Here is a 22065-nt window from a genome sequence, read left to right on the forward strand (position 1 = left end):
TACACAAGCGCGATACATGCCTAGCCCATTCTTCGTCTTGCCCCATTCATTCACAGACGGAGAATCCAGATGTCCAGCGAAATCAATGTTCAGCGTCGTCGCCTGTTCGGCGTGGCGGCGGCTACCGCGGTAGCCGCACAGTTCGGCCTGGCTGGTACGGCACAGGCGCAAGCGCAGGCCGTGCCCGGCGGCGCGGCTGCCGGCGGCTATGCGTCATTCCGCGAAATCAGGCAGATCAACGCCGGCCTGCTTAATGTCGGTTATGCCGAGGATGGCCCGGCCGATGGCCCGGTGGTGATCCTGTTGCATGGCTGGCCGTACGACATCCATAGCTTCGTCGACGTTGCGCCCATCCTGGCCGCTGCCGGCTATCGCGTGATCGTGCCTTACCTGCGCGGTTACGGCACGACCCGTTTCCTGTCGGATTCGACCGTGCGCAACGGCCAGCAGGCGGTGGTGGCATTGGACATCATCGCGCTGATGGATGCCTTGAAGATCCGCCGCGCCGTGTTCGGCGCCTTCGATTGGGGGGCGCGTACCGCCTGCATCATCGCCGCCCAGTGGCCGGAGCGCGTCAAGGCGCTGGTGTCGGTCAGCGGCTATCTGATGACTAATCTCGACGCCGGCCGCCAGCCGTTGCCGCCGCAGGCCGAATTCGACTGGTGGTACCAGTTCTACCTGGCCACCGACCGCGGCGTGGCCGGTTACGACAAGTACCGCAAGGACTTCAATCGCTTGATCTGGAAGACCGCTTCGCCCAGGTGGAATTTCGACGAGGCGATTTATGCCCGTAGCGCGGCATCTTTCGACAATCCGGATCATGTCGCCATCGTGGTGCACAACTACCGCTGGCGCCTGGGGTTGGCGCCGGGCCAGGTTCAGTACGATGCGCTGGAGCAGCGCCTGGGGAGCTTCCCCGCCATCGGCGTGCCGACCGTAACGCTGGAAGGCGACGCCAACGGTGCGCCGCACCTGGATCCGGCGGCTTACCGCAAGCGCTTCACCGGTCCTTATGCGCACCACACGCTGAGCGGCGGCATCGGCCACAACCTGCCACAGGAAGCGCCGCAGGCCTTCGCCGATGCCATTGTCGAAGCCGACCGCCTGTAATGCGCATATGCGCCATCACATGCTATGAGGGATGCAGCCTCCGGCCAGGAGGCTGCGGAGGTTGCTGGAGGGCGATGAAATGGTGAATAACAAGTTCTAAATTCCAGCTGTATATCTCGTCCAATGAGAGTGGGAGGCTGGTGGATCTGCGCCTCGCCCTCCATAATAGGAGCCACGAATTCCTAACACCGAGGAGTATGACGTGGCCAGAAAATCCATCCCAGAAATAGTCCCGCAGGACCCCGGATTCATCCGCGATCCGGACGGCTTCATCAACGTGCCGGTCAGCAAGGAAACCCGTGAACGGCTGCATGCGCTGAAAGCCAGCATGCGGGTCTCCAGCCAGGCCGAAGTGATCGAAAAGGCCATCGCCATCGTCAGCGCGATCGACGCCGCGGTACGAAAATAAGCGCGGCCGCCGCGGCGCGCTTTTCATATCCTGTGCGAATCACAGGGCATTGAATAATATATTGGACAACTGGCAGGACCCGCGGCACCCTAATGCTCCTTTACGTTCGCAGCCCTGAGGAGACACCCAACATGCCTACCTACCGTTCCCATACCACCACCCAAGGCCGCAACATGGCCGGCGCCCGCGCGCTGTGGCGCGCTACCGGCATGAAGGATGGCGACTTCAACAAGCCCATCATCGCCGTGGTCAACTCGTTCACCCAGTTCGTGCCGGGCCACGTGCACCTGAAGGACCTGGGCCAACTGGTGGCGCGCGAGATCGAGGCGGCCGGCGGCGTCGCGAAGGAATTCAACACCATCGCCGTCGACGACGGCATCGCCATGGGCCACGACGGCATGCTGTACTCGCTGCCCTCGCGCGACCTGATCGCCGACTCGGTCGAATACATGGTCAACGCCCACTGCGCCGACGCCATGGTGTGCATCTCCAACTGCGACAAGATCACCCCGGGCATGCTGATGGCCGCCATGCGCCTGAACATCCCCGTGGTCTTCGTCTCCGGCGGCCCGATGGAAGCCGGCAAGGTCATCAAGACCGTCAACACCGACAAGAAGGTCATCAAGCTGGACCTGGTCGACGCCATGATCCAGGCCGGCGACCAGAACATCTCCGACGCCGACGTGGCCGAAGTCGAACGCTCGGCCTGTCCCACCTGCGGTTCCTGCTCCGGCATGTTCACCGCCAACTCGATGAACTGCCTGACCGAAGTGCTGGGCCTGTCGCTGCCGGGCAACGGCACCATCGTCGCCACCCACGCCGACCGCAAGGAACTGTTCCTGCGCGCCGGCCGCCTGATCGTCGAACTGGCCAAGCGCCACTACGAGCAGGACGACTACTCGATCCTGCCGCGCAACATCGCCACCAAGGCCACCTGGGAAAACGCCATGACCCTGGACGTGTCCATGGGCGGCTCCACCAACACCGTGCTGCACCTGCTGGCGGCCGCGCATGAAGCCAAGGTCGAATTCACCATGGCCGACATCGACCGCATCTCGCGCAAGGTCCCGTGCCTGTGCAAGGTCGCGCCGATGACCAACAAGTACCACATCGAAGACGTGCACCGCGCCGGCGGCATCATCGCCATCCTGGGCGAACTGGCGCGCGCCGGCCTGCTCGACACCTCGCGTCCCACCGTGCACAGCAAGACCCTGGGCGAGGCGATCGAGAAATACGATATCCGCGTCTCCAGCGACGCCGAAGTGCACAAGCTGTTCCGCGCCGCGCCCGGCGGCGTGCCGACACAAGTGGCGTTCTCGCAGCAGGAACGTTTCGACGCCAGCGACCTGGACCGCGCCAACGGCTGCATCCGCGACATCGAGCACGCTTACTCGAAGGACGGCGGCCTGGCGGTCCTGTACGGCAACATCGCCGAGAAGGGTTGCATCGTGAAGACCGCCGGCGTGGATGAAAGCATCCTCAAGTTCTCCGGCACCGCGCGCGTGTTCGAAAGCCAGGACGCCGCCGTGGAAGGCATCCTGGGCGACAAGGTCAAGGCCGGCGACGTGGTCATCGTGCGCTACGAAGGCCCCAAGGGCGGCCCCGGCATGCAGGAAATGCTGTACCCGACCTCGTACATCAAGTCCAAGGGCCTGGGCAAGGCATGCGCGCTGTTCACCGACGGCCGCTTCTCCGGCGGTTCCTCGGGCCTGGTGATCGGCCACGCTTCGCCGGAAGCGGCCGAAGGCGGCGCCATCGGCCTGGTGGAAGAGGGCGACATGATCGACATCGACATCCCCAACCGCACCATCAACCTGCGCATCGGCGGCGACGAGCTGGCCAAGCGCCGCACCGCGATGGAAGCGCGCGGCGACAAGGCCTGGCAGCCGGTCAACCGTGAACGCGTGGTGTCGCAGGCGCTGCAAGCCTATGCCGCGCTGACCACCTCGGCCGACCGCGGCGCGGTGCGCGACCTGTCGCAGCTCAAGCGCTGATACGGGAACGCCCGATGAAAAAACCGCCAGGTAATACTGGCGGTTTTTTTTCGCGGTTGCGGTCCTTCGGTCGCGCGTCAGCGCATATCGCCAAGGCCGTCCGGCCACGGATATTCCAGTTGCAGCGCAACGAGGTCGGCGGTGTCATCGCCGTAGCGGGATGAAATGGCAGCAAGCGCCCGATCCAGATGCCTGGCGGAAGGGAGATCGTCATCGAGCCGGATGATCCAGTCCGGCTTGCGCCGGTCCGTTTGGTCGGCAAGGCGCAAATGCAAGCCTTCGCGAGTGACGACCGACGAGGCCGCGCCGATGGCGATGGCTTGTGAACGGAAGGTGCGCGACCATGCGTCGGCGGTCAGGGCCAGCGCGATGCCGTCGATGCCGTCGCCGGCCGCAATGCCTGCCGTCTCATGCCGCCATACGGCAGCGCCGTTGGCGACGATACGCCAGATGCGGCCGGCATCCAGGCGGTAACGCCCGCCGGGATGCGTATCCCCATAGTCGGCGATGCCGATGCTGTCGGCCAGTGCCCGCGCCGGAGCGCCGCCGCCGATGGCTTCCACCAGGGCGAGCGAAACCGGCAGGGAGGCGGTCACCCCGGTTGTCGTCACGATGCCGCCGTCGATGACGTAGCGGCGTTGCGGCGTCCAGCGCATCGTGGGGTAGGCCGAGCGCAAGGAATCGGCGGCGTACCAGTGCGTGGTGGCCTTCCTGCCGTCCAGCAATCCGGCGCGCCCGAGGACTTTGGCGCCTTCGCAGATGCCCATGACGATCGCGTGCGAATCGGCCTGGCGCCTGAGCCAGTCGACCACCGGGCCGCGGTCATCGTCGTGATGGAAGGCGGGTACAATCACGTAGTCCGCGCCATCGGGATGGGCGCGGTCGAAAGCGTCCAGCGTCTGCTGCGCGGCGATGGTCAATGCGGGCATCAAGGCGATGTCCCCGGATTGCGGCGCCACGACGACGACGTCCGCCAGGCCCGAGCGCGCCAGGATCGCCTGCGGAATCATCAGGTCCGTGGTTTCCGTCCCGCGGTTGTCGGCGACAATCGCAACCAGTGGCCGAGTACGTTTCGGCGGGCGCGGCATGGCGCTATTTTCGTTCGCCGCTGCTTCTGCCGCTGCCGCCGCCGCACATTGGCCGGCCGATGTGGCGACAATGACCGCCATCCCCAACAAAAAACGTCGCCTATCCATGCCCTGCCTGCCAATGAGTTGTGATGGCGGCATGGTAGACCGGCAAGACCTTCATCGCCATGACAGAGAAGTCTGATTTTCTGCCACCCGCAACCCGCCGCAACCCGCCCCGCCAGATTGTCTTCGTCGCTTTCGACGGGGCCGAACCGCTGGACCTGGCCGGGCCGATCGGGGTTTTCTCGCGTGCGGAAGAGCTGGTTCCCGGCAGCTATGACATCCGTGTGGCATCGAGCGACGGCATCCCCATCAAGACGCGCTCGCCCCTGACGCTGGGCGGCATCGAGCCGCTGTCGGGCATCAAGGGAACGATCGATACGCTGCTGGTCGCCGGCGGGAGCGAGCAGGCCATCCGCCGCGCCGCGCTGGATCCGGCGCTGGTCGCATGGGTGGGGGCGCATGCAGGGGCCGCGCGCCGCGTCGGCAGCATCTGCACCGGCGCGTTCGTGCTGGGCGCGGCCGGTTTGCTGGATGGGCGCGCGGTCACCACGCACTGGGCGGCGGTCGCGGCGCTCAAGGAATACTTCCCCCGGGCGCAGGTGGAAGCGGACGCGATCTATCGCATCGACGGGCCGATTTGCACCTCGGCCGGCGTCACGGCCGGCATCGACCTGGCATTGGCGCTGGTCAAGGCCGACCTCGGCCATGCGGTCGCCGCCGCCATCGCGCGCGATCTGGTCCTGTACCTGCACCGGCCGGGAGGACAGCGGCAATTCAGTTCGACCCTGGAGGCGCAGGCCGCCGGCAGCGGCCTGTTTTCCGAATTGCTGGCATGGATGCAGGAGCATCCCCGGGCCGACCTGAGCGTTCCCGCATTGGCTGACCGCGCGGCCATGAGCCCGCGCAATTTCGCGCGACGGTTTACGCAGGAGGTCGGGACGACTCCCGCGCGCCATGTGCTGCAAATACGACTCGACCATGCCTGCCGCCATCTGGAAAAGACCGCGTGGACGATCGACCGTGTCGCCGAGAGAAGCGGATGGAAAACGGCCGATACCATGCACCGGGTCTTCCGCCAGGAGCTGGGGCTGACGCCTTCGGAATACCGATCGCGTTTCGCAGCGGCGGAGAACGTTGGCTAATCTGATGCTTGCCGTCTCCTGAGTTCCAGAATGACGCCGCTATGATCGAGCTCGCCGTCACCATGCTCGATCATGTCGGCGAACAAGCGGTCGGCCTGGTTGAGCATCGGCAGGGACAGCCCGACGCTATGCGCGAAGGAGATGGCGGTGCGGGTGTCCTTGAGCTGGTACTTGGCCGGTCCGCCCGGCGCGAAGTCCGAGGCGATCATGCGCAGCGCATGCTGGCGCAGGATGGTCGAATCGGCGAAACCGCCCAGCAGCGCCTCACGCACCTTGGCGACGTCGGCGCCGCCGTGTTCGGCCAGCAGCATGGCTTCGGCGACGCTGGCGATGTTGGCCGCCACCATCATCTGGTTCACCAGCTTGGCGAGCTGTCCGCATCCTGCCGGGCCTACATGAGTGGGCCGGCCCATCAGCGCCAGCAGCGGCTGTGCGGCTTCCCACGCTTGTGTCGTGCCGCCGGCCATGATCGCCAGCGTGGCTTCCTTGGCGCCCTTTTCCCCGCCCGAGACCGGCGCATCCACATAGAGCACGCCATGCTCGCCGGCCGCGGCCGCCTGCCGCCGCGCCGTCTCCACCGGGATGGAACTCATCACCACCAGCAACGCACCCGGTTTCATGGTGGCGATCAGCCCTTGCCCGCCCAGCAGCAATTCGTCGCAGGCCGGGCCGGAACTGAGCATGCAGATCAACGCGTCGGCATCGCGCACGGTGTCCGCTGCGGCGGGCACGACCTGTGCGCCCAGCCCGGCCAGCGGTGCGGCCTTGGCCGGCGTGCGGTTCCATGCCTTGAGCGCCAGCCCGGCGCGCAGCAGGTGGCCGGCCATGGGAAAGCCCATGATGCCGGTGCCGATGAAGCCGACCATCTTCATGCGGTGACCCCTTCCCAGTGCCGGTGCATCCGGCCGAAGCGCACCGGCAGCTCGCGCACCACCAGTGCCGGGAAGCCGGCCTGGAAGCGTTTGAGATGCGGCGTTTCGAGGTGCCGGTCGAAGGCGCGCCGGTCGTCGTACAGTTCGTAGAACAGCACGTGGTTGGTGCCGTCGAGCCGCACTACGTCGAAACGTTGGCAGCCCGGTTCGCTGTTGACGGAATGGTGGGCATCGTCATGCGCCAGCGCGAGAAAAGCCGCCATGCAGGCCGGCTTTACCTCGAACTCGGCGATGACGGCAAATGCGTCTGCGTTTGCCATGCGTGCCCCTAGCGGATGTTGCCGCGCGCCTGGTTTTCCATCTCGCGGCGCAGCGCCACCACGTCCAGGTCGTTGACCAGTTCCACGTCCTCGAAGCGCACCACGGTGTCCTTGGCGACGGCGCGCTTGAGCTTGACGTTGTGCGCCAGGCCGATCGGCAGCGCCCCGTGGGCCATGCTCTTGGTGGCGGGGATGGCGTTGGCCCACACCGCGTAGCCGCCTTCGCCGTCGAGGAATTCGCCCGGCTTCAGGTCGCGCTTGGCGGTGGCCACGGCATCGCCGCGGAACTCCTTGGAGCAGCCGGTCGATTCGCCGCGCAGCACGGCCGACAGCACGCTGATGCTGGTTTCCAGGCCGATCATGTGGAACGGGCGCCACATCGAGCCGTACCAGCCCGACTTGTCGACCAAGAGGCCGTATTGTTTGAAGCAGGCGCGCGCATATTCGGTCGGCGCCTTGAAGGTGACGAACACGCCGTAGCGGATGTTGTTGAACACTTCGCGGCCGTCCGGCTCCTGGCTGGCGGCGATGTCGACCAGGCCGGCGCGCGGCAGGCGCCCGCCTTCGGAGGCCGGCTTGAACACGCCGGCCAGGTCGTGCAGGCCGGTGGGCGGGAAGGCCAGGCCGTCGTCCGGGCAATCCAGGCCGGTGCCGTTGGCCACCGCCGCCATTTCGATCGCGGCCTTGGTGCCGTCGGTGAAGGAGTTGTACATCTTGGGGTTGAAGTCGCCCTTGGCCACTTCCTCATCGGTCCAGCCGAAATAGCCCCAGACGGTATCCGGCGTCGAGTAGCGGTAGCGCGGTTCGAAGTTCATGCCCTTGCCGGCCGAGACCAGCTCGAAGCCGCAGGAGCGCGCCCAGTCCACCAGTTCGCAGATGATGGCCGGCTGGTCGCCGTAGGCCATGCTGTAGACCAGGCCCTTGGCCTTGGCGCGCGCCGCCAGCAGCGGTCCGCACATGGCGTCGGCTTCGACGTTGACCATCACCACGTGCTTGTTGCCGTCGATGGCCGCGAGCGCATGGCGCACGCCGGCGATGGGGTGGCCGGTGGCTTCGATGATGCACTCGATCTCTTCGCAGTCGGCCAGCGCGGCGGCGCTTTCCAGTACGCAGGTGGTGCCGTTCTTGACGGCTTCGCCCAGGCTCTTGGCGGCATAGCGTTCCTTGGGCCAGCCCACGCGGTCGAGCGAGGCATGCGCCTTTTCGACGTTGAGGTCGGCCACGCCGACCACGTGCATGCCTTCGATATGCTGCGCCTGGGCCAATACCATGGAACCGAACTTACCGGCGCCGATCAGGCCGACGCGCACCGGGCGGCCGGCTGCCGCGCGTTCGCGCAGCAAGCTGTACAAATTCATCTCAATTCCTTCTCGTAGTGTGCGGCGGCCCGCTGCGTGGGCGGGCGCCGGATGCGACGCTGACTCGTCAAATGCGGCGCGGAACGGGTCCGGCCGTGTCTCCTTTTGCGGACTGCCTGCAGCGCGCAGCCAATCCGTGCAAAAAAGTTTAATCAGCGCATCTTGTTAAAACAATTAACATTTACGAGAGGAATAATTAGTTTTTCTAATTATTTGGCGTCGGGCATGCCGGGCGGGATGAATTGCTGCGCTTGCCATTGCCTGACCTCATCCCGGAGCCAGTCGAGGAACAGGCTGACTTTTTTCTTGCGCAGGCTGTCGACCGGGCAGACCACCCACTGCGTCGTCTGCGCGATGCGCGGCGGGCGGCGCAGCGGGCAGGCCAGCGTGCCGTCGCGCAGTTCGCGCCACATCATCAGCGAACTTTCCAGCGCCATCCCGATGCCGTCGGCGGCGGCATCGATGGCCATGTGGCTGCGGTCGAACAGCACGCGCCGCATCTGGTTGGGCGGGGTGAGCTGGTTGAGGGAAAACCAGTACGGCCATTGCACCTGCGACTTCACCGACTGGATCAGCCGGTGATGCACGAGATCTTCCGCTTCCAGGCTGCCGGGCGCGGCATAGCCGGGATGGCAGACCGGGAAGAACAGTTCCTCGGCCAGGCCTTCGGTGTACAGGCCCGGCCATTGGCCGCGGCCGTGGCGGATTTCCACATCGACCGTTTCACGCGTGAAATCGGTGACTTCATTGGTGCCGTTGAGGCGCACCTCAAGGCCGGGGTTGGCGTCCAGGAAGCCCTTGAGCCGGGGCAGCAGCCATTTGCTTGACAGCGTGGGCGTGGCGCGCACCGTCAGCAGGGTGACCGGCCGCAAGCCGCGGATGCTTTGGGTCGCTTCGGAGATGCGGTCGATCTCTTCGGCGATCATGGAAAAGTAGCGCTCTCCCGCTTCGGTGAGCGCCACGCCGCGGCCTATCTTCACCATCAGGGATGTGCCCAGGTGCGTCTCCAGCGCCTGGATCTGCTGGCTGACGGCCGAGGGCGTCACATTGAGTTCTTCGGCGGCGGCCGAGATGCTGCCGGAGCGGGCGGCGGCGTGGAACACGCTGATGGCGCGAAGGGGCAGGTGCATACGCTTAACCTTTAAATTTTCTAAAGATTAGTGAAAAATAAATTAATTGTACTTCACCAATAAACCTTTTAAATTCAATTCCGAACTCGCCAAGGCAGCCCAGGAAGGCCGCCGCCAGAGTCGTATGCGGCCGCAGAGCCGTACTTCCAGGAAGCGGTCGGCAATCCCCGGTGGTGCCGGTAAGCCGCGCTCCTCCGACATATAAAACTGGAGACAACGCATCATGAGCAAAACCACCCCGCCGCGCGGCGTGTCGCGCCGTTCCGTCCTGGCCGCAGCCGCCGCCTTGCCGCTGGTGACGATCTGGAGCAAGCCGGCCCGCGCCGCCGAATTCAACTACAAGCTGGCCACCGGGCAATCGCTCGACCAGCCGATCAATGCCCGCCTCAAGCAAGCGACCGACCGCATCCGCGAAGCCAGCTCGGGCCGCCTGGATATCCGCTTCTTCCCGGCCAGCCAGCTGGGTTCCGATACCGACCTGCTGACCCAGGTGCGCACCGGCGGCGTGGAATTCCTCAACATCGCCGGCTCGGTGCTCTCGACCGTGGTGCCGCTGGCGGCCATCACCAATGTCGGCTTCACCTATTCCGACTACCAGCAGGTGTGGTCCAGCGTCGATGGCGAGCTGGGCAAGCTGATCCGCGCGCAGATCGAAAAGAGCGGCATGGTGTCGGTGGCCAAGGCGGCCGACAACAGCTTCCGCCAGATCTCGTCGTCCTCCAAGCCGATCAAGACGCCGGCCGACCTGCAGGGCTACCGGATCCGGGTGCCGGTGTCGCCGATGTTCACCTCGCTGTTCAAGGCGCTGGGCGCCAACCCGACGTCGATCAACTTCAACGAGCTGTACACCGCGCTGCAAACCAAGCTGGTGGACGGGCAGGAAAACGGCCTGGTCGCCATCGACGCCGGCAAGCTCTACGAAGTGCAGAAGTACATCAGCCAGACTAACCACATCTGGGACCCGTTCTGGCTGCTGGGCAACCGCCGTGCCTTCAATAACCTGCCGGACGACCTGAAGGCGATCGTGCGCCGCGAATTCGACCGCGCCAGCGTCGAGCAGCGCGGCGATGTGGAGCAGCTTAACGCCACGCTCAAGGACCAGTTGGTCAAGAAGGGCATCGTGTTCGACACCGCCAACCGCGACGCCTTCCGCAAGGCGCTGGCCGACGCCGGCTTCTACAAGGAATGGAAAGACAAATTCGGCGCCGCGCCCTGGGCGGCGCTGGAGTCGGCGGTCGGGAAGATGGCATGAGCGCGGTGCACAGCATGCAACCGGGAACAGCGGTGGGCGCGCACCATGGCCCGCACGGACTGATCGACGCCTGCCAGCATTGGCTGCAGAAATCGGTGGAGGCGTTGGCGGCCACCGTGTTGGTGGCCGAGGTGGCGATCCTGATGGCCGGCATCGTCGCGCGCTCGGTGCTGCACAGTTCGCTGGTGTGGAGCGACGAGCTGGCCTCGATCCTGTTCCTGTGGCTGGCGATGCTGGGCGCGGCGCTGGCGGTGCAGAAGAACTGCCATATGCGGCTGACCTTCTTCGTCTCCAAGCTGCCGCCGCGCGCCCGGGTGTGGGCCGAGACGCTGGCTGTCGGCGTCACGCTGGTGCTGCTGGCGCTGGTGCTGCATCCGAGTTTCGACTACGTGGAAGACCAGGGCTTTGTCGAAACGCCGGCGCTGGGATGGAGCGGCATGGTGCGCGCCCTGGCCTTGCCGGCCGGTTTCGTGGTGGCCTTCGCCAGTTGCGCGCTGCGCCTGCTGCAGCATGGCAAGCGCGATGTGGCGAGCGTGGCGGCGCTGCTGGCGCTGGTCGCCGGCGGCTGCTACCTGGCCGCGCCGACGCTGGCGGCGATGGGGCAGCAGGCGCTGCCGGTGTTCTTCCTCGGTATGCTGGGCGTGGCGGTGATGGCCGGCGCGCCGATCGCCTTCGCCTTTGCCATCGCCACCAGCGCCTACCTGCTGTGCACCACCTCGACGCCGCTGGTGATCGTGGTCGGGCGCATGGATGAGGGCATGAGCAGCCTGATCCTGCTGGCCGTGCCGATGTTCGTGCTGCTGGGCCAACTGGTGCACGCCACCGGCCTGGCGCGCGTGATGGTGGAATTCCTGGCCTCGCTGGTGGGCCATGTGCGCGGCGGCATGTCGTATGTGCTGCTGGGGGCGATGTTGCTGGTGTCGGGCATTTCCGGATCGAAGACCGCCGACATGGCCGCCGTGGCGCCGGTGCTGTTCCCCGAGATGCGCAAGCGCGGCGTGCAGGACAGCGAACTGATCTCGCTGCTGGCCGCCTCCGGCGCGATGAGCGAAACCATCCCGCCGTCGCTGGTGCTCATCGCAATCGCCTCGGTGACCGGCATTTCGATCGCGGCGTTGTTTACCGCGGGCATCCTGCCGGCGATCGTGCTGGCCGTGGTGCTGGCTGTAGTGGCCTGGTGGCGCGCCGGCAGCGACCATGTGGAAACCGCGCGCGCTCCCGTCAGGCAAGTGCTCAAGACTTTCGCCATAGCGTTGCCGGCCTTGCTGCTGCCGTTCGTGATCCGCACCGCCGTGGTCGAAGGCGTGGCGACGGCGACCGAGGTCTCGACCATCGGCATCGCCTATTCGCTCGTCGTCGGCCTGCTGATCTACCGGGGCAGCCTGAAGTGGAGCATGGCCATGCCGATCCTGGTGCAGACCGCGGCCTTGTCGGGCGCGATCCTGTTCATCGTCGGCGCCGCCAGCGCGATGGGATGGGCATTGACGCAGTCGGGCTTCTCGCACGACCTGGCCGCGCTGATGACCCATGTGCCGGGCGGGGCGGCGGGTTTCCTGCTGGTGTCGATCGCGGCCTTCATCGTGCTGGGCAGCGTGCTGGAGGGCATCCCCGCCATCGTGCTGTTCGCGCCCTTGCTGTTCCCGGTCGCGCACCAGCTCGGCATCAATGAAATCCACTACGCGATGGTGGTGATCCTGGCGATGGGTTTGGGCGTCTTCGCGCCGCCGTTCGGCCTGTGCTACTACGCAGCCTGCATCATCGGCCAGGTGCCGCCGGAAACCGCGCTCAGGCGAATCTGGCTGTACCTGGGCGTGTTGCTGGCGGGGCTGGTGGCGATCACCTTCATCCCCGCGATCTCGACCTGCTTCCTCTGAGCTGCAAAAAACGGCCGGCGCGCCCGGCTTGCGGCAATGCATGAAAAAAATGCCCCGAAGCTTGAGCCTCGGGGCATTTTCGTTTGGCATATGCCGGCGTGTCAAAGGTCGATCTTGAGTCGCGCCACAACGGTTCTTTCCGTTCCGGGAATAACGTACAGGTTCCCCCAGGAGCCCGTATAGTAATTGCGGTTGAACAAGTTATGGACATCCAGGGAAAACCGGACGGATTTGGACACTTGCCAGTAGCTAAGCAACTTCACCGTGGTGTAAGCCGGCAGGGTGTAAGTGTCGGCGGCATTGCCCGAACGATTGCCGACATAGTTCACGGCGCCGCCCAGGCCGTACCGGTTTCCGTTCACAAGGGCATCTTCCCGCATGGCCAGCAGGCCCGCGCTGTAAGCGGGGATGTTGGTCAGGCGCGTTCCCGGGGCCAGGGTTTTGTCCTTCGTCACCCGAGCGTCATCCCAGGAGAAATTGCCCGAGACACGCCAGTTGGCATTGATCTGGCCGTAAACGTCGGCTTCAAAGCCGGTACTCTTTACCTCGCCGGCGGCAACGGAGAATCCGGGAACATCGCTCGAGGTCAGCACGTTGGTCTTGGTGATGTCGTACACCGCGAAGTTGGCGCCAAGGCGTTCGTCCTTCGATTGCAGCTTCAGGCCGGCTTCGTAGGCGGTGGAGTGTTGCGGGTCAAATGGCCGGCCGTTGACGTCGACGCCGCTGTTGCCCCGGAACGACTTGCCGGCCGACAGGTAGACGGAACTCCATTCGGTCGGCAAGTAGCTGATGCCCGCGCGCGGCGAAACGGCGCTTTGCTGCTGGGACGTCGTGGTCACCGTTCCAACCCGGTTCTCGACGCTTTGGTTGTATTGATCCCAACGCAATCCGCCGAGCAGTTTCCATTGGGGTGACAAGCTGAGCTGGTCCTGGACGAACACGGCCTTGACCCGTTGGTACTCGTCGGAACTGCTGGTCCGGTTGGTAAGCGGCAGCAAGGGGGCGCCGTACACCGGGTTATAGATGTCGATGGGAGTATTCGCCGAGCGCAGGATCTCGGTATTCATCCACAGCTTCGATGCTTCCGCGCCGAACAGAACGGTGTGGCCGATGGCGCCGGTATTGAACTTGCCCTCGAGCTCTGCCTGGAAGGAGATATCGCGCGATGGCAGCTGGCGCCAGGTGCGGGTCCGGTTCAAGGTACGGTTGTCGGCCTGGAGAGGATTGCTCAGGGCCGCTTCGGTGTAATAGCCGTCAAAGGTGCTTTCCTTGTAGCTGGCGCCGAATTTTGCGCGCCAGTTCTCCGAGAATGCCCGCTCAAGCGTCAGCTGATGGGTATTGCTGCTCATGTTCATGTTGCCATCGGATGGCTCGCTCAAGACACGGTCTCGCGGCAAGCTTCCCAGGACGCCGCGGACGTTGATGATGCCGCGGTCCAATGGGGTGCTTGCTTGAAGGAATTCGCCTTCGTAATTCAGCACGGTGTCTTTATCGATGAGCCAAGTTACCGCCGGCGCAATCAAAGAGCGGCGGTTATTGAGCAGATTGGAACGGCTATCGCCTTCCTCGGTCATCAGGTTCAACCGATAGGCGACGCTCTGGCCGAGCGGGCCCGTACTGTCGAGGGACGCGCGCTTGAGCCCGCCGGTGCCGGCGCTCAGCTCCGCGACGTTCTTCGGTGTGAACAGAGGCTTCTTCGTGACGATGTTGATAGTGCCGCCGGGTTCGCTGCTGCCATAGATCGCCGAAGCGGGGCCCTTCAGGAATTCGATGCGCTCGACGGTCGCCGTGTCGCGGCGCGGATTGTAACCGCGGGAACCGGGGAAGCCGTTCACGAGAAAGCCCATGTCCGTGCTGCTGAAACCGCGGATGCCGAAGTTGTCCCAGGTGCCGCCGAAATCGTTGAGGCGGCTGATCCCGCTGACGTAGTCGACGATGTCGGCCAGGCGCAATGCGCCCAGGTCTTCAATCTGCTGGGTAGTGATGACCCGTACGGATTGCGGTACTTCCATCAAAGGCGTGTCAGTCCGGGTGGCGCCGCTGGAGCTGCTCGTCATGTAGGACTGGGACGTTGAATTTGAAACGACGCTGATTTCCGGAAGCGCTGTACCCGAGGAGGCTGACGTGGTCTCGGCCGATACGACGGTGCTGGAGGAAAGCAATCCGACGGCAATCAACTGGATAGCAAGAGGGGAGACCTTCAACTTATTCATTTTTCCATTCGGGTACAAACGTGGGATACGGAATATAAATGAGAATCGTTATTAAATGTAAAAAATGTGAAGCGGTGTTGTTTAGAGGCTGAAGTTGCCTCTTCGGATAATGCTTTGGCGTTGTGCCATTCAGTTAAGCCATCCATTTGCAAATCGTCGTCCCGGCGAAGGCCGGGATCCAGTGTCTTCCGTGGTGTCTCGATGGCCGCTGAACGACACTGGGCCCTGACCTCCGTCAGGGCGACGGGGATAGTTTCGGCTTAGCTGAACAGCATTACCGGGAGAGGGGAGGACTCAACCAACGTCTTCCTGCACGACCTGGATTCTTTTGCCGCTGCGGGTTGTCTTGGAGGTGCTGGCTAAAATGGCGGCACGCATTTCCCTGGCCATGATTTCTGCGGCAGGCCGAAGCACATTGCCCTTCCGGGTGATCAGGCCCAACGGGCGCGTGATGACAGGCCTGGTGAGGCGCTTTGAAATGATGCCGGTGTAGGGCGCGCCTGTGATGGCAAGCTCCGGCAGCAATGCGATGCCGACCCCGGCCGCGACCAGGCTGACGGCGCCGGAGACATGGTTGATCTCGTACTGGATGACGGGCCGCTCCCGCACCTTGGCGAAGGCGCGATCGATGACGCCGCGATTGCCGCTGCTTGACGAGACCGAGACGAGCCTTTCGCCGGAGAGCGCTTCGCACGAAACCGAGCCCAGGTGCGCAAGCGGATGGTCCGCCGGCATCACCGCCAGATAGTGTTCATTGGCGATTTCTTCAAACTCGATTTCCGCTTCCTGCGCGCCGATGAAGTTGATGCCGAAGTCGGATTCCCCCTTGCGAACGCTTTCGAGAACGTCGATGGCGCTTTCATCGATGACTTTCACCCTGACGTTGGGATGCTGTAGCGAGAATTGCCGCAACACCCGGGGCAGGACCCGGGTGGCGACCGAAGGAATGCAGGCGACCGTGATATGTTCCCTTCGGTGAACCGTTCCTTGCTCGACGTTCTTCATGGCAATGTCGAGCTCCTCAAGCACCGCCAGGGCATGGGTGAGGAATATCTCGCCGGCGCGCGTGAGGGAAACGCGCCGCGTCGTCCGGTTGAACAGGCGTTCCTGGAGCGCATGTTCGAGGTTTTCGATGCGCCTGCTGAGGGCGGGCTGGGAGATGAAAAGACCTTCGGCAGCGGCCTTGAAGCTCGATTGCCGGGCCACGGCGACAAACGCCTGGATTTCACTCGTCTCGATATTGATGCGCATTGTTTATTAATAATTAGATTAAATGCATTTAACTTTTTAAACAGATTTGCCCAATATTGCAAGTTTCAATAACTCTACTGGAGGAGACAGTGATGAAAAGGAATTCCCTGGTCGTTCAATTCAAGCGCGTGGTCTTCGCATTGGCCCTCGTTTCGGCCGCAAGCTGGGCCCAGGCGGCGGATATCCATGTGGTCAGCTCGGGCGGCTTTGCCGCGGCGTACAAGGCGCTGAGCCCGGGCTTCGAGAAGAAGACCGGCCATAAGCTGATTTCCGATTGGGGGCCTTCCATGGGCGAGACCCGGCAAGCGATTCCCAATCGGCTGGCCCGGGGCGAACAATTCGACGTGGTGATCATGGTCGGCGATTCGCTGGATGGCTTGGTCAAGGCCGGCAAGGTGTCGCAAAAAGACCATGAGCTGCTGGCGCTGTCCCGCATCGGCCTGGCGGTCAAGGCCGGCGCCCCCAAGCCCGACATCTCCAGCGTGGACGCCTTGAAGAAGACGTTGCTCGCCGCGCGTTCGATTGCGTATTCCGATAGCGCCAGCGGCGTTTATCTGTCGACGGTCCTGTTCAAGCGTTTGGGCCTGGAGGAACAGCTCAAGGGCAAAGCCCGCATGATTCCCGCGGAACCTGTCGGTGACGTCGTGGCGCGCGGCGAAGCGGAGCTGGGCTTCCAGCAGATATCCGAGTTGAAGCCCCTGGCCGGCATCGACATCGTCGGCCCGCTTCCGGAAGAGGCGCAACAGGTGACCCCCTTCTCCGCGGGCATCGTAGTCGGCGCGCGACAGCCGGAAGCGGCGCGTGAATTGCTGGACTACCTCGCCTCCCCGGAAGCGCAGGACATCATCAAGCAAACGGGACTGGACCCCGCTCCCAAGCGCCAACAATAAACTGAACCAGGCGAGCGAGAGAGACAATAATGCATAAGCAACACGCCAAACCATCGAAACTGTCGACCGTCATTCGCGTGACGAGCGGCAATTTCCTGGAGATGTTCGACTTCTTCCTGTACGGCTTTTACGCCAGCTACATTTCGAAGACCTTTTTCCCGTCCGACAATGAGTTCGTATCGCTCATCCTGACATTCGGCACATTCGGCGCGGGCTTCCTGATGCGTCCCCTGGGCGCCATCATCCTGGGTTCCTATATCGACCGCGTCGGGCGCCGGCAAGGCCTCATCGTCACATTGAGCATCATGGCGATCGGCACCATCCTGATCGCTTTTGTGCCGGGATACGCGTCGATCGGCATCGCCGCGCCGATGCTGGTCCTCATCGGACGCCTGCTGCAAGGCTTCTCGGCCGGCGTCGAGCTGGGCGGCGTTTCCGTGTACCTGGCGGAAATGGCGACGCCAGGCCGCAAGGGTTTCTACGTGAGCTGGCAGTCCGCCAGCCAGCAGGCCGCCATCATGGCGTCCGCGCTGATCGGCTATCTGCTGAGCCAGTGGCTGGCGCCGGCCCAGATCAGCGATTGGGGATGGCGCGTTCCGTTCTTTCTCGGCTGCATGATCGTGCCGGTGATCTTCATCATCCGCCGTTCGCTGCAGGAAACGGAAGAATTCCTGGCGCGCAAACACCATCCGTCCTTCGGCGAAATTGTGGCGTCGATCGCCCAGAACTGGAGGATTGTCGTCGCCGGGATGATGATGGTGGTCATGACGACGGTTTCCTTCTACCTGATCACCGTCTATACGCCGACCTTCGGCAAGAACGTCCTGAAGCTCACCGCATCGGAAAGCCTGATTACGACCTTCTGCGTCGGCTTGTCGAATTTCATCTGGCTGCCCATCATGGGTGCCGTGTCCGACAAGGTGGGGCGCCGCCCGGTCCTGATCGTCTTCACGCTGCTGGCGATCCTGACCGCCTATCCGGTGATGACCTGGCTGGTCGCCAACATCAGTTTCCGGAATCTGCTGGTCACCGAGCTGTGGCTGTCCTTCATCTATGCCAGCTATAACGGCGCGGCGGTGGTGGCGCTTACTGAAGTGATGCCCGCCCATGTGCGCACGGTCGGTTTTTCGCTCGCCTACAGCCTGGCGACGGCGATTTTTGGCGGCTTTACCCCGCTGGTCTCTACCTGGCTCATCGAAGCAACGGGCGACAAGGCTTCACCCGGTTACTGGATGACATTCGCCGCCGTATGCGGACTGGTTGCCACGATCCTTCTGTATCGCAATAAGTGCCGCGATACGGCCATCGGCGGAGTGGGGCAGGCGAGCCGGTAAGCCTGCCGGCGGGAGCTTGTCTTCACAAGCTGGCGATGGCACGGGATGTTAAGATTTGTGCGCAACAGAGGGGGCGCGCCGTTGCGAAACGCATCCTGAAAAACAATGCACTGATCCCGGGCCTTGTATGGAAATCCGCCAGCTAAGATATTTTGCCAGCATCGTCGAGCACGGCAGCATCGGCAAGGCCGCGTTGGAGCTGGGCATGGTGACCTCGGCCCTGAGCCAGCAGATCACCCGGCTGGAGAACGAACTGGCGACCCGGCTGCTGCAACGGACTTCCACCGGCGTGGTGCCGACCGACGCCGGGATCGCCTTCCTGAAGCAGGCGCAACTGGCGTTGCGGCATATCGACGACGCGGCGCTGGCGGCCCGCCAGGCACGCCTGTCCGGCCATGTCAGCGTTGGCATGGCTTCCAGCACGGCGGGCGTGATGGGGCTGGCGTTCATGGCGGCGATGCGGAAGCGTTATCCGGATGTGCGCCTGCGCATGGTGGAAAGCCTGTCCGGCCATTTGGGGGCCATGCTCGGGGCGCGCCAGATCGATCTGGCAATCCTGTTCCAGGAAGAGCCGGCGCAGCGCTGGAGCGTGATGCCCTTGCTCGACGAGCGCCTGTTCGTCATCGGCGCGGCCACGTTGCCTGGCATGCCCGCAGCACGGCAGGCGCGCTTGAAATCGCTGGGCGACTTGCCCCTTATTCTTCCTACCCGCAAGCACGGGCTGCGTTCCTTGCTGGATACGGCGTTCAAGCATGCTGCCTACGAGCCCCGCATCGTGATGGAAGTCGACGGCTTGCCCATGCTGATGGATGCCGTGCGCGCCGGCATTGGCGCCACCATCCAGCCTGGCGCCGCGCTGGCCCGTTCGGAGAACGCGGGCCTGGCCAGCGTGCCGCTGGCCGGCGGCGACGCCACGCGGCCGAACCTGATCGTCAGCGTATCGGATGACGAATTGTCCCCGGCCGGCCTGGCCGCGCGCGTGCTGCTGGCGGAAGTGGCGCGCAAGCTGGTGGACGAGGCGCGCTGGCCTGGCGCCACCCTGCGTCCCGCCACCCTTCACAAAAACTGAATACCCCTTGCCGGCCCGCCGATAGCGGCGCGGGGCCGGCGTGCCTATAGTCGCCTCCTGGACATATCTCAAGGAGGGGACGGCGATGGTCGACGTTCTAGTCATCGGCGGCGGCAACGCCGCGCTGTGCGCCGCCATCATGGCGCGCGAGGCCGGCGCCTCGGTGCTGATGCTCGAATCGGCGCCGCGCGCCTGGCGCGGCGGCAACTCCCAGCACACCCGCAACCTGCGCTGCATGCACGACGGCCCGCAAGACGTGCTGGTGGATGCCTATCCGGAAGAGGAATACTGGCAAGACTTGCTGAAGGTCACCGGCGGCCTCACCAATGAGCGCCTGGCCCGCCTCACGATCCGGGCCTCGGCCACCTGCCGGCCCTGGATGCGCAAGCATGGCGTGCGCTTCCAACCGCCGCTGTCGGGCGCCTTGCATGTGGCCCGCACCAATGCTTTCTTCATGGGGGGCGGCAAGGCCCTGGTCAACGCCTACTACCGTAGCGCGGAGGCGCTGGGCGTGCAGGTCCTCTACGACACGCCGGTTGACGCCATCGAGCTGGACGGCACGCGTTTCGTCGCCGCGCGCAGCGGCAACCGCCATTTCGCGGCGCATGCCTGCGTGCTGGCCGCGGGCGGCTTCGAATCCAATCGCGAATGGCTGCGCGAGGCCTGGGGGCCTAACGAGCGCGGAGAATGGCCGGCCGATAATTTCCTGATCCGCGGTACCCGCTTCAACCGGGGCGACCTGCTGCGTTTCATGATCGATGCCGGCGCCGACAAAATCGGCGATCCGACCCAGGCCCACATGGTGGCCATCGATGCGCGGGCGCCGCTGTATGACGGCGGCATTTGCACCCGCATCGATTGCGTCTCGCTGGGCGTGGTGGTCAACCGCGATGGCGAGCGTTTCTATGACGAAGGCGAGGATTTCTGGCCCAAGCGCTACGCCATCTGGGGGCGCCTTGTGGCGCAGCAGCCTGGGCAGGTCGCTTACTCGGTCATCGACGCCAAGGCGGTCGGGCATTTCATGCCGCCGGTGTTTCCCGGCGAGAAGGCCGACACCCTCGCCGAGCTGGCCCGCAAGCTGGGCGTGCCCGAAGCGCGCTTCGTCCAGACCGTCGAAGCCTATAACGCAGCCTGTAGCGGCGGGAGTTTCGACCACACCGTATTGGACGACTGCCGCACCGAACATCTGCATCCCCCCAAGACCCACTGGGCACGGCCGATCGACAAGGCGCCGTTTTACGGCTATGCCCTGCGGCCTGGCGTGACGTTCACCTACCTGGGCCTGAAGGTCAATGAGCAGGCCCAAGTCCATTTCTCCGGCCAGCCCAGCGAGAACCTGTTCGTGGCCGGCGAAATGATGGCCGGCAACGTTCTCGGCAAGGGCTATACCGCCGGAGTGGGCATGTCCATCGGCACCGCGTTTGGACGCATCGCCGGCGCCCAGGCGGCGCAGTTCGCCACACGGCAATCTGGAGTTGAAAATGCACAAGCTTGAAACCCTGGCCAGGCAGGCGCGCGACGATGCCGGCAACGTTGGCCTCCCACCGGCGCCGGCACCGGTGCGTCATCGCATCATTCCCATCGCAGCGATGAACGCCGAAGAAACCGAAGTGGCGCGGCAGATGCAGATCTGCAATGCCTGCCGCTATTGCGAAGGCTTCTGCGCGGTCTTCCCGGCCATGACGCGGCGCCTGGAATTCGGCAAGGCCGATGTCCACTACCTGGCCAACCTGTGCCACAACTGCGGCGCCTGTTACCACTCCTGCCAGTACGCGCCGCCGCATGAATTTGCGGTCAACGTGCCCAAGGCGATGGCCAAGGTGCGGCTCGACACCTATGCCAGCTATGCGTGGCCGGCGGCGGCCGGGGCGCTGTACAAGCGCAACGGATTGGCGGTCGCGCTGGCGCTGGTGGCCGGCCTGGCGCTGTTCCTGCTGCTGGCGCTGGCGGCCAATGGCACGCTGGCCGGCGGCCAGCTGGGCGCCAACTTCTATGCGGTGTTTCCCCACAACCAGTTGGCCGGGATGTTCGGCGCGGTTTTCGGATTCTCCGTGCTGGCGCTGGGCATCGGCGTGACGCGTTTCTGGCGCGATGTCTCGGCCGGAACGGCGAGCGCCGGCGCCGTGCTCGAAACGACCGGCAATGTGCTCGCGCTGACTTATCTGGATGGCGGCCACGGCGAGGGATGCAATGAATCCGATGACGCATTCACCCTGTTGCGCCGGCGCTTCCACCACTTCACTTTCTACGGTTTCATGCTGTGCCTGGCGGCGACAACGGTGGCGACCTTCTACCACTACGCGCTGGGGATGGAGGCGCCTTATCCGGTCTTGAGCTTGCCCGTCCTGCTGGGCACGGCCGGCGGCATCGGCTTGCTGATCGGGCCGGCCGGCCTGCTGTGGCTGAACCTGCGGCGCCATCCCGAGCATGGCGATATCAGGCAACGCCCAATGGACCGCGGCTTCATCGCCTTGCTCCTGTTGACCAGCCTGACTGGCCTGGCGCTGCTGGCCTGGCGCGACAGCGCCGCCATGGCGGCACTGCTGGCCCTGCACCTGGGATGCGTGATGGCGCTGTTCGCCACGCTCCCCTACGGCAAGTTCGCCCATGGCATCTATCGCTGCGCAGCGCTGCTCAAAGCCGCCATCGAAAAGCGGCAGGCCGTGCACATCGATCCCGGATCCGCCTGATCCGCCCGATCCACCGGGGCCGGC

Annotated in this window: 18 protein-coding genes; 11 read left to right on the forward strand and 7 right to left on the reverse strand. The window is 64.4% G+C overall.

From position 1 onward, the window contains the following. The first annotated feature begins 69 nt into the window (after window positions 1-69). The 3 genes from J7548_RS06690 to ilvD all read left to right on the forward strand — a co-directional run bounded on the left by J7548_RS06690 (window position 70) and on the right by ilvD (window position 3513). Entirely contained in the window at window positions 70-1110 is a 1041-nt protein-coding gene (locus tag J7548_RS06690) for an alpha/beta hydrolase (RefSeq protein ID WP_290972107.1), read from the forward strand. Window positions 1111-1312: 202 nt separating this feature from the next. Next, entirely contained in the window at window positions 1313-1519 is a 207-nt protein-coding gene (locus J7548_RS06695; RefSeq protein WP_290972110.1) for a hypothetical protein, read from the forward strand. A 131-nt stretch (window positions 1520-1650) separates the two neighbouring features. Next, window positions 1651-3513 carry a dihydroxy-acid dehydratase gene (gene ilvD / locus J7548_RS06700; protein WP_290972112.1) on the forward strand — a complete coding sequence of 621 codons (1863 nt, stop codon included), beginning with the start codon at window positions 1651-1653 and terminating at the stop codon, window positions 3511-3513. A gap of 77 nt (window positions 3514-3590) precedes the next feature. Here the strand turns inward: ilvD and J7548_RS06705 are convergent, their stop codons facing one another. Beyond that, on the reverse strand, window positions 3591-4709 hold the full coding sequence (locus J7548_RS06705; protein WP_290972114.1) for a DJ-1/PfpI family protein: 1119 nt from the start codon (window positions 4707-4709) through the stop codon (window positions 3591-3593). Window positions 4710-4768: 59 nt separating this feature from the next. Between J7548_RS06705 and J7548_RS06710 the strand changes: the two genes are divergently transcribed. Next, window positions 4769-5788 carry a GlxA family transcriptional regulator gene (locus J7548_RS06710; RefSeq protein WP_290972116.1) on the forward strand — a complete coding sequence of 340 codons (1020 nt, stop codon included), beginning with the start codon at window positions 4769-4771 and terminating at the stop codon, window positions 5786-5788. Here the strand turns inward: J7548_RS06710 and J7548_RS06715 are convergent. The 4 genes from J7548_RS06715 to J7548_RS06730 form a co-directional block, all read right to left on the reverse strand. After that, entirely contained in the window at window positions 5785-6660 is an 876-nt protein-coding gene (locus tag J7548_RS06715) for an NAD(P)-dependent oxidoreductase (protein WP_290972118.1), read from the reverse strand. The two genes, J7548_RS06710 and J7548_RS06715, sit on opposite strands and share 4 nt — an antisense overlap. Next, window positions 6657-6980 (reverse strand): putative quinol monooxygenase, encoded by a 324-nt coding sequence (locus tag J7548_RS06720; protein ID WP_290972119.1) that lies wholly within the window; start codon window positions 6978-6980, stop codon window positions 6657-6659. Before J7548_RS06720 ends, J7548_RS06715 begins: the two co-directional genes overlap by 4 nt. Window positions 6981-6988: 8 nt before the next feature. After that, on the reverse strand, window positions 6989-8338 hold the full coding sequence (locus J7548_RS06725; RefSeq protein ID WP_290972121.1) for a flagellar biosynthesis protein FlgA: 1350 nt from the start codon (window positions 8336-8338) through the stop codon (window positions 6989-6991). Between the two features lie 209 nt (window positions 8339-8547). Next, entirely contained in the window at window positions 8548-9468 is a 921-nt protein-coding gene (locus tag J7548_RS06730; RefSeq protein WP_290972124.1) for a LysR substrate-binding domain-containing protein, read from the reverse strand. A 223-nt stretch (window positions 9469-9691) separates the two neighbouring features. On the opposite strand from J7548_RS06730, the gene J7548_RS06735 reads away from it, so the two are divergent. Together J7548_RS06735 and J7548_RS06740 are read left to right on the forward strand one after the other, a co-directional pair. Further along, entirely contained in the window at window positions 9692-10720 is a 1029-nt protein-coding gene (locus J7548_RS06735) for a TRAP transporter substrate-binding protein (protein WP_290972126.1), read from the forward strand. Continuing rightward, window positions 10717-12594, forward strand: coding sequence for a TRAP transporter large permease subunit (locus tag J7548_RS06740; protein WP_290972128.1), 1878 nt, complete (start codon window positions 10717-10719; stop codon window positions 12592-12594). Before J7548_RS06735 ends, J7548_RS06740 begins: the two co-directional genes overlap by 4 nt. 101 nt (window positions 12595-12695) lie before the next feature. Here J7548_RS06740 and J7548_RS06745 read toward each other — a convergent pair whose 3' ends face one another. Together J7548_RS06745 and J7548_RS06750 are read right to left on the reverse strand one after the other, a co-directional pair. After that, window positions 12696-14807, reverse strand: coding sequence for a TonB-dependent siderophore receptor (locus tag J7548_RS06745; RefSeq protein WP_290972130.1), 2112 nt, complete (start codon window positions 14805-14807; stop codon window positions 12696-12698). A gap of 294 nt (window positions 14808-15101) precedes the next feature. Next, on the reverse strand, window positions 15102-16058 hold the full coding sequence (locus J7548_RS06750; protein ID WP_290972132.1) for a LysR family transcriptional regulator: 957 nt from the start codon (window positions 16056-16058) through the stop codon (window positions 15102-15104). Window positions 16059-16150: 92 nt separating this feature from the next. Between J7548_RS06750 and J7548_RS06755 the strand changes: the two genes are divergently transcribed. The 5 genes from J7548_RS06755 (at window position 16151) to tcuB (ending at window position 22041) form a co-directional block, all read left to right on the forward strand. Then, window positions 16151-16948 carry a substrate-binding domain-containing protein gene (locus tag J7548_RS06755; RefSeq protein WP_290972134.1) on the forward strand — a complete coding sequence of 266 codons (798 nt, stop codon included), beginning with the start codon at window positions 16151-16153 and terminating at the stop codon, window positions 16946-16948. 29 nt (window positions 16949-16977) lie between these two features. After that, window positions 16978-18282 (forward strand): MFS transporter, encoded by a 1305-nt coding sequence (locus J7548_RS06760; RefSeq protein WP_290972137.1) that lies wholly within the window; start codon window positions 16978-16980, stop codon window positions 18280-18282. Window positions 18283-18409: 127 nt separating this feature from the next. Next, complete coding sequence (locus tag J7548_RS06765; protein WP_290972140.1) at window positions 18410-19351, forward strand: LysR family transcriptional regulator; 942 nt, start codon at window positions 18410-18412, stop codon at window positions 19349-19351. Window positions 19352-19436: 85 nt separating this feature from the next. After that, window positions 19437-20846 carry an FAD-dependent tricarballylate dehydrogenase TcuA gene (tcuA, locus tag J7548_RS06770; protein WP_290972143.1) on the forward strand — a complete coding sequence of 470 codons (1410 nt, stop codon included), beginning with the start codon at window positions 19437-19439 and terminating at the stop codon, window positions 20844-20846. Beyond that, on the forward strand, window positions 20833-22041 hold the full coding sequence (tcuB, locus tag J7548_RS06775; RefSeq protein ID WP_290972145.1) for a tricarballylate utilization 4Fe-4S protein TcuB: 1209 nt from the start codon (window positions 20833-20835) through the stop codon (window positions 22039-22041). Before tcuA ends, tcuB begins: the two co-directional genes overlap by 14 nt. The last annotated feature ends 24 nt before the right edge of the window (window positions 22042-22065 follow it).

Source organism: Herbaspirillum sp., assembly GCF_017744395.1.
Classification (GTDB): domain Bacteria; phylum Pseudomonadota; class Gammaproteobacteria; order Burkholderiales; family Burkholderiaceae_D; genus Herbaspirillum.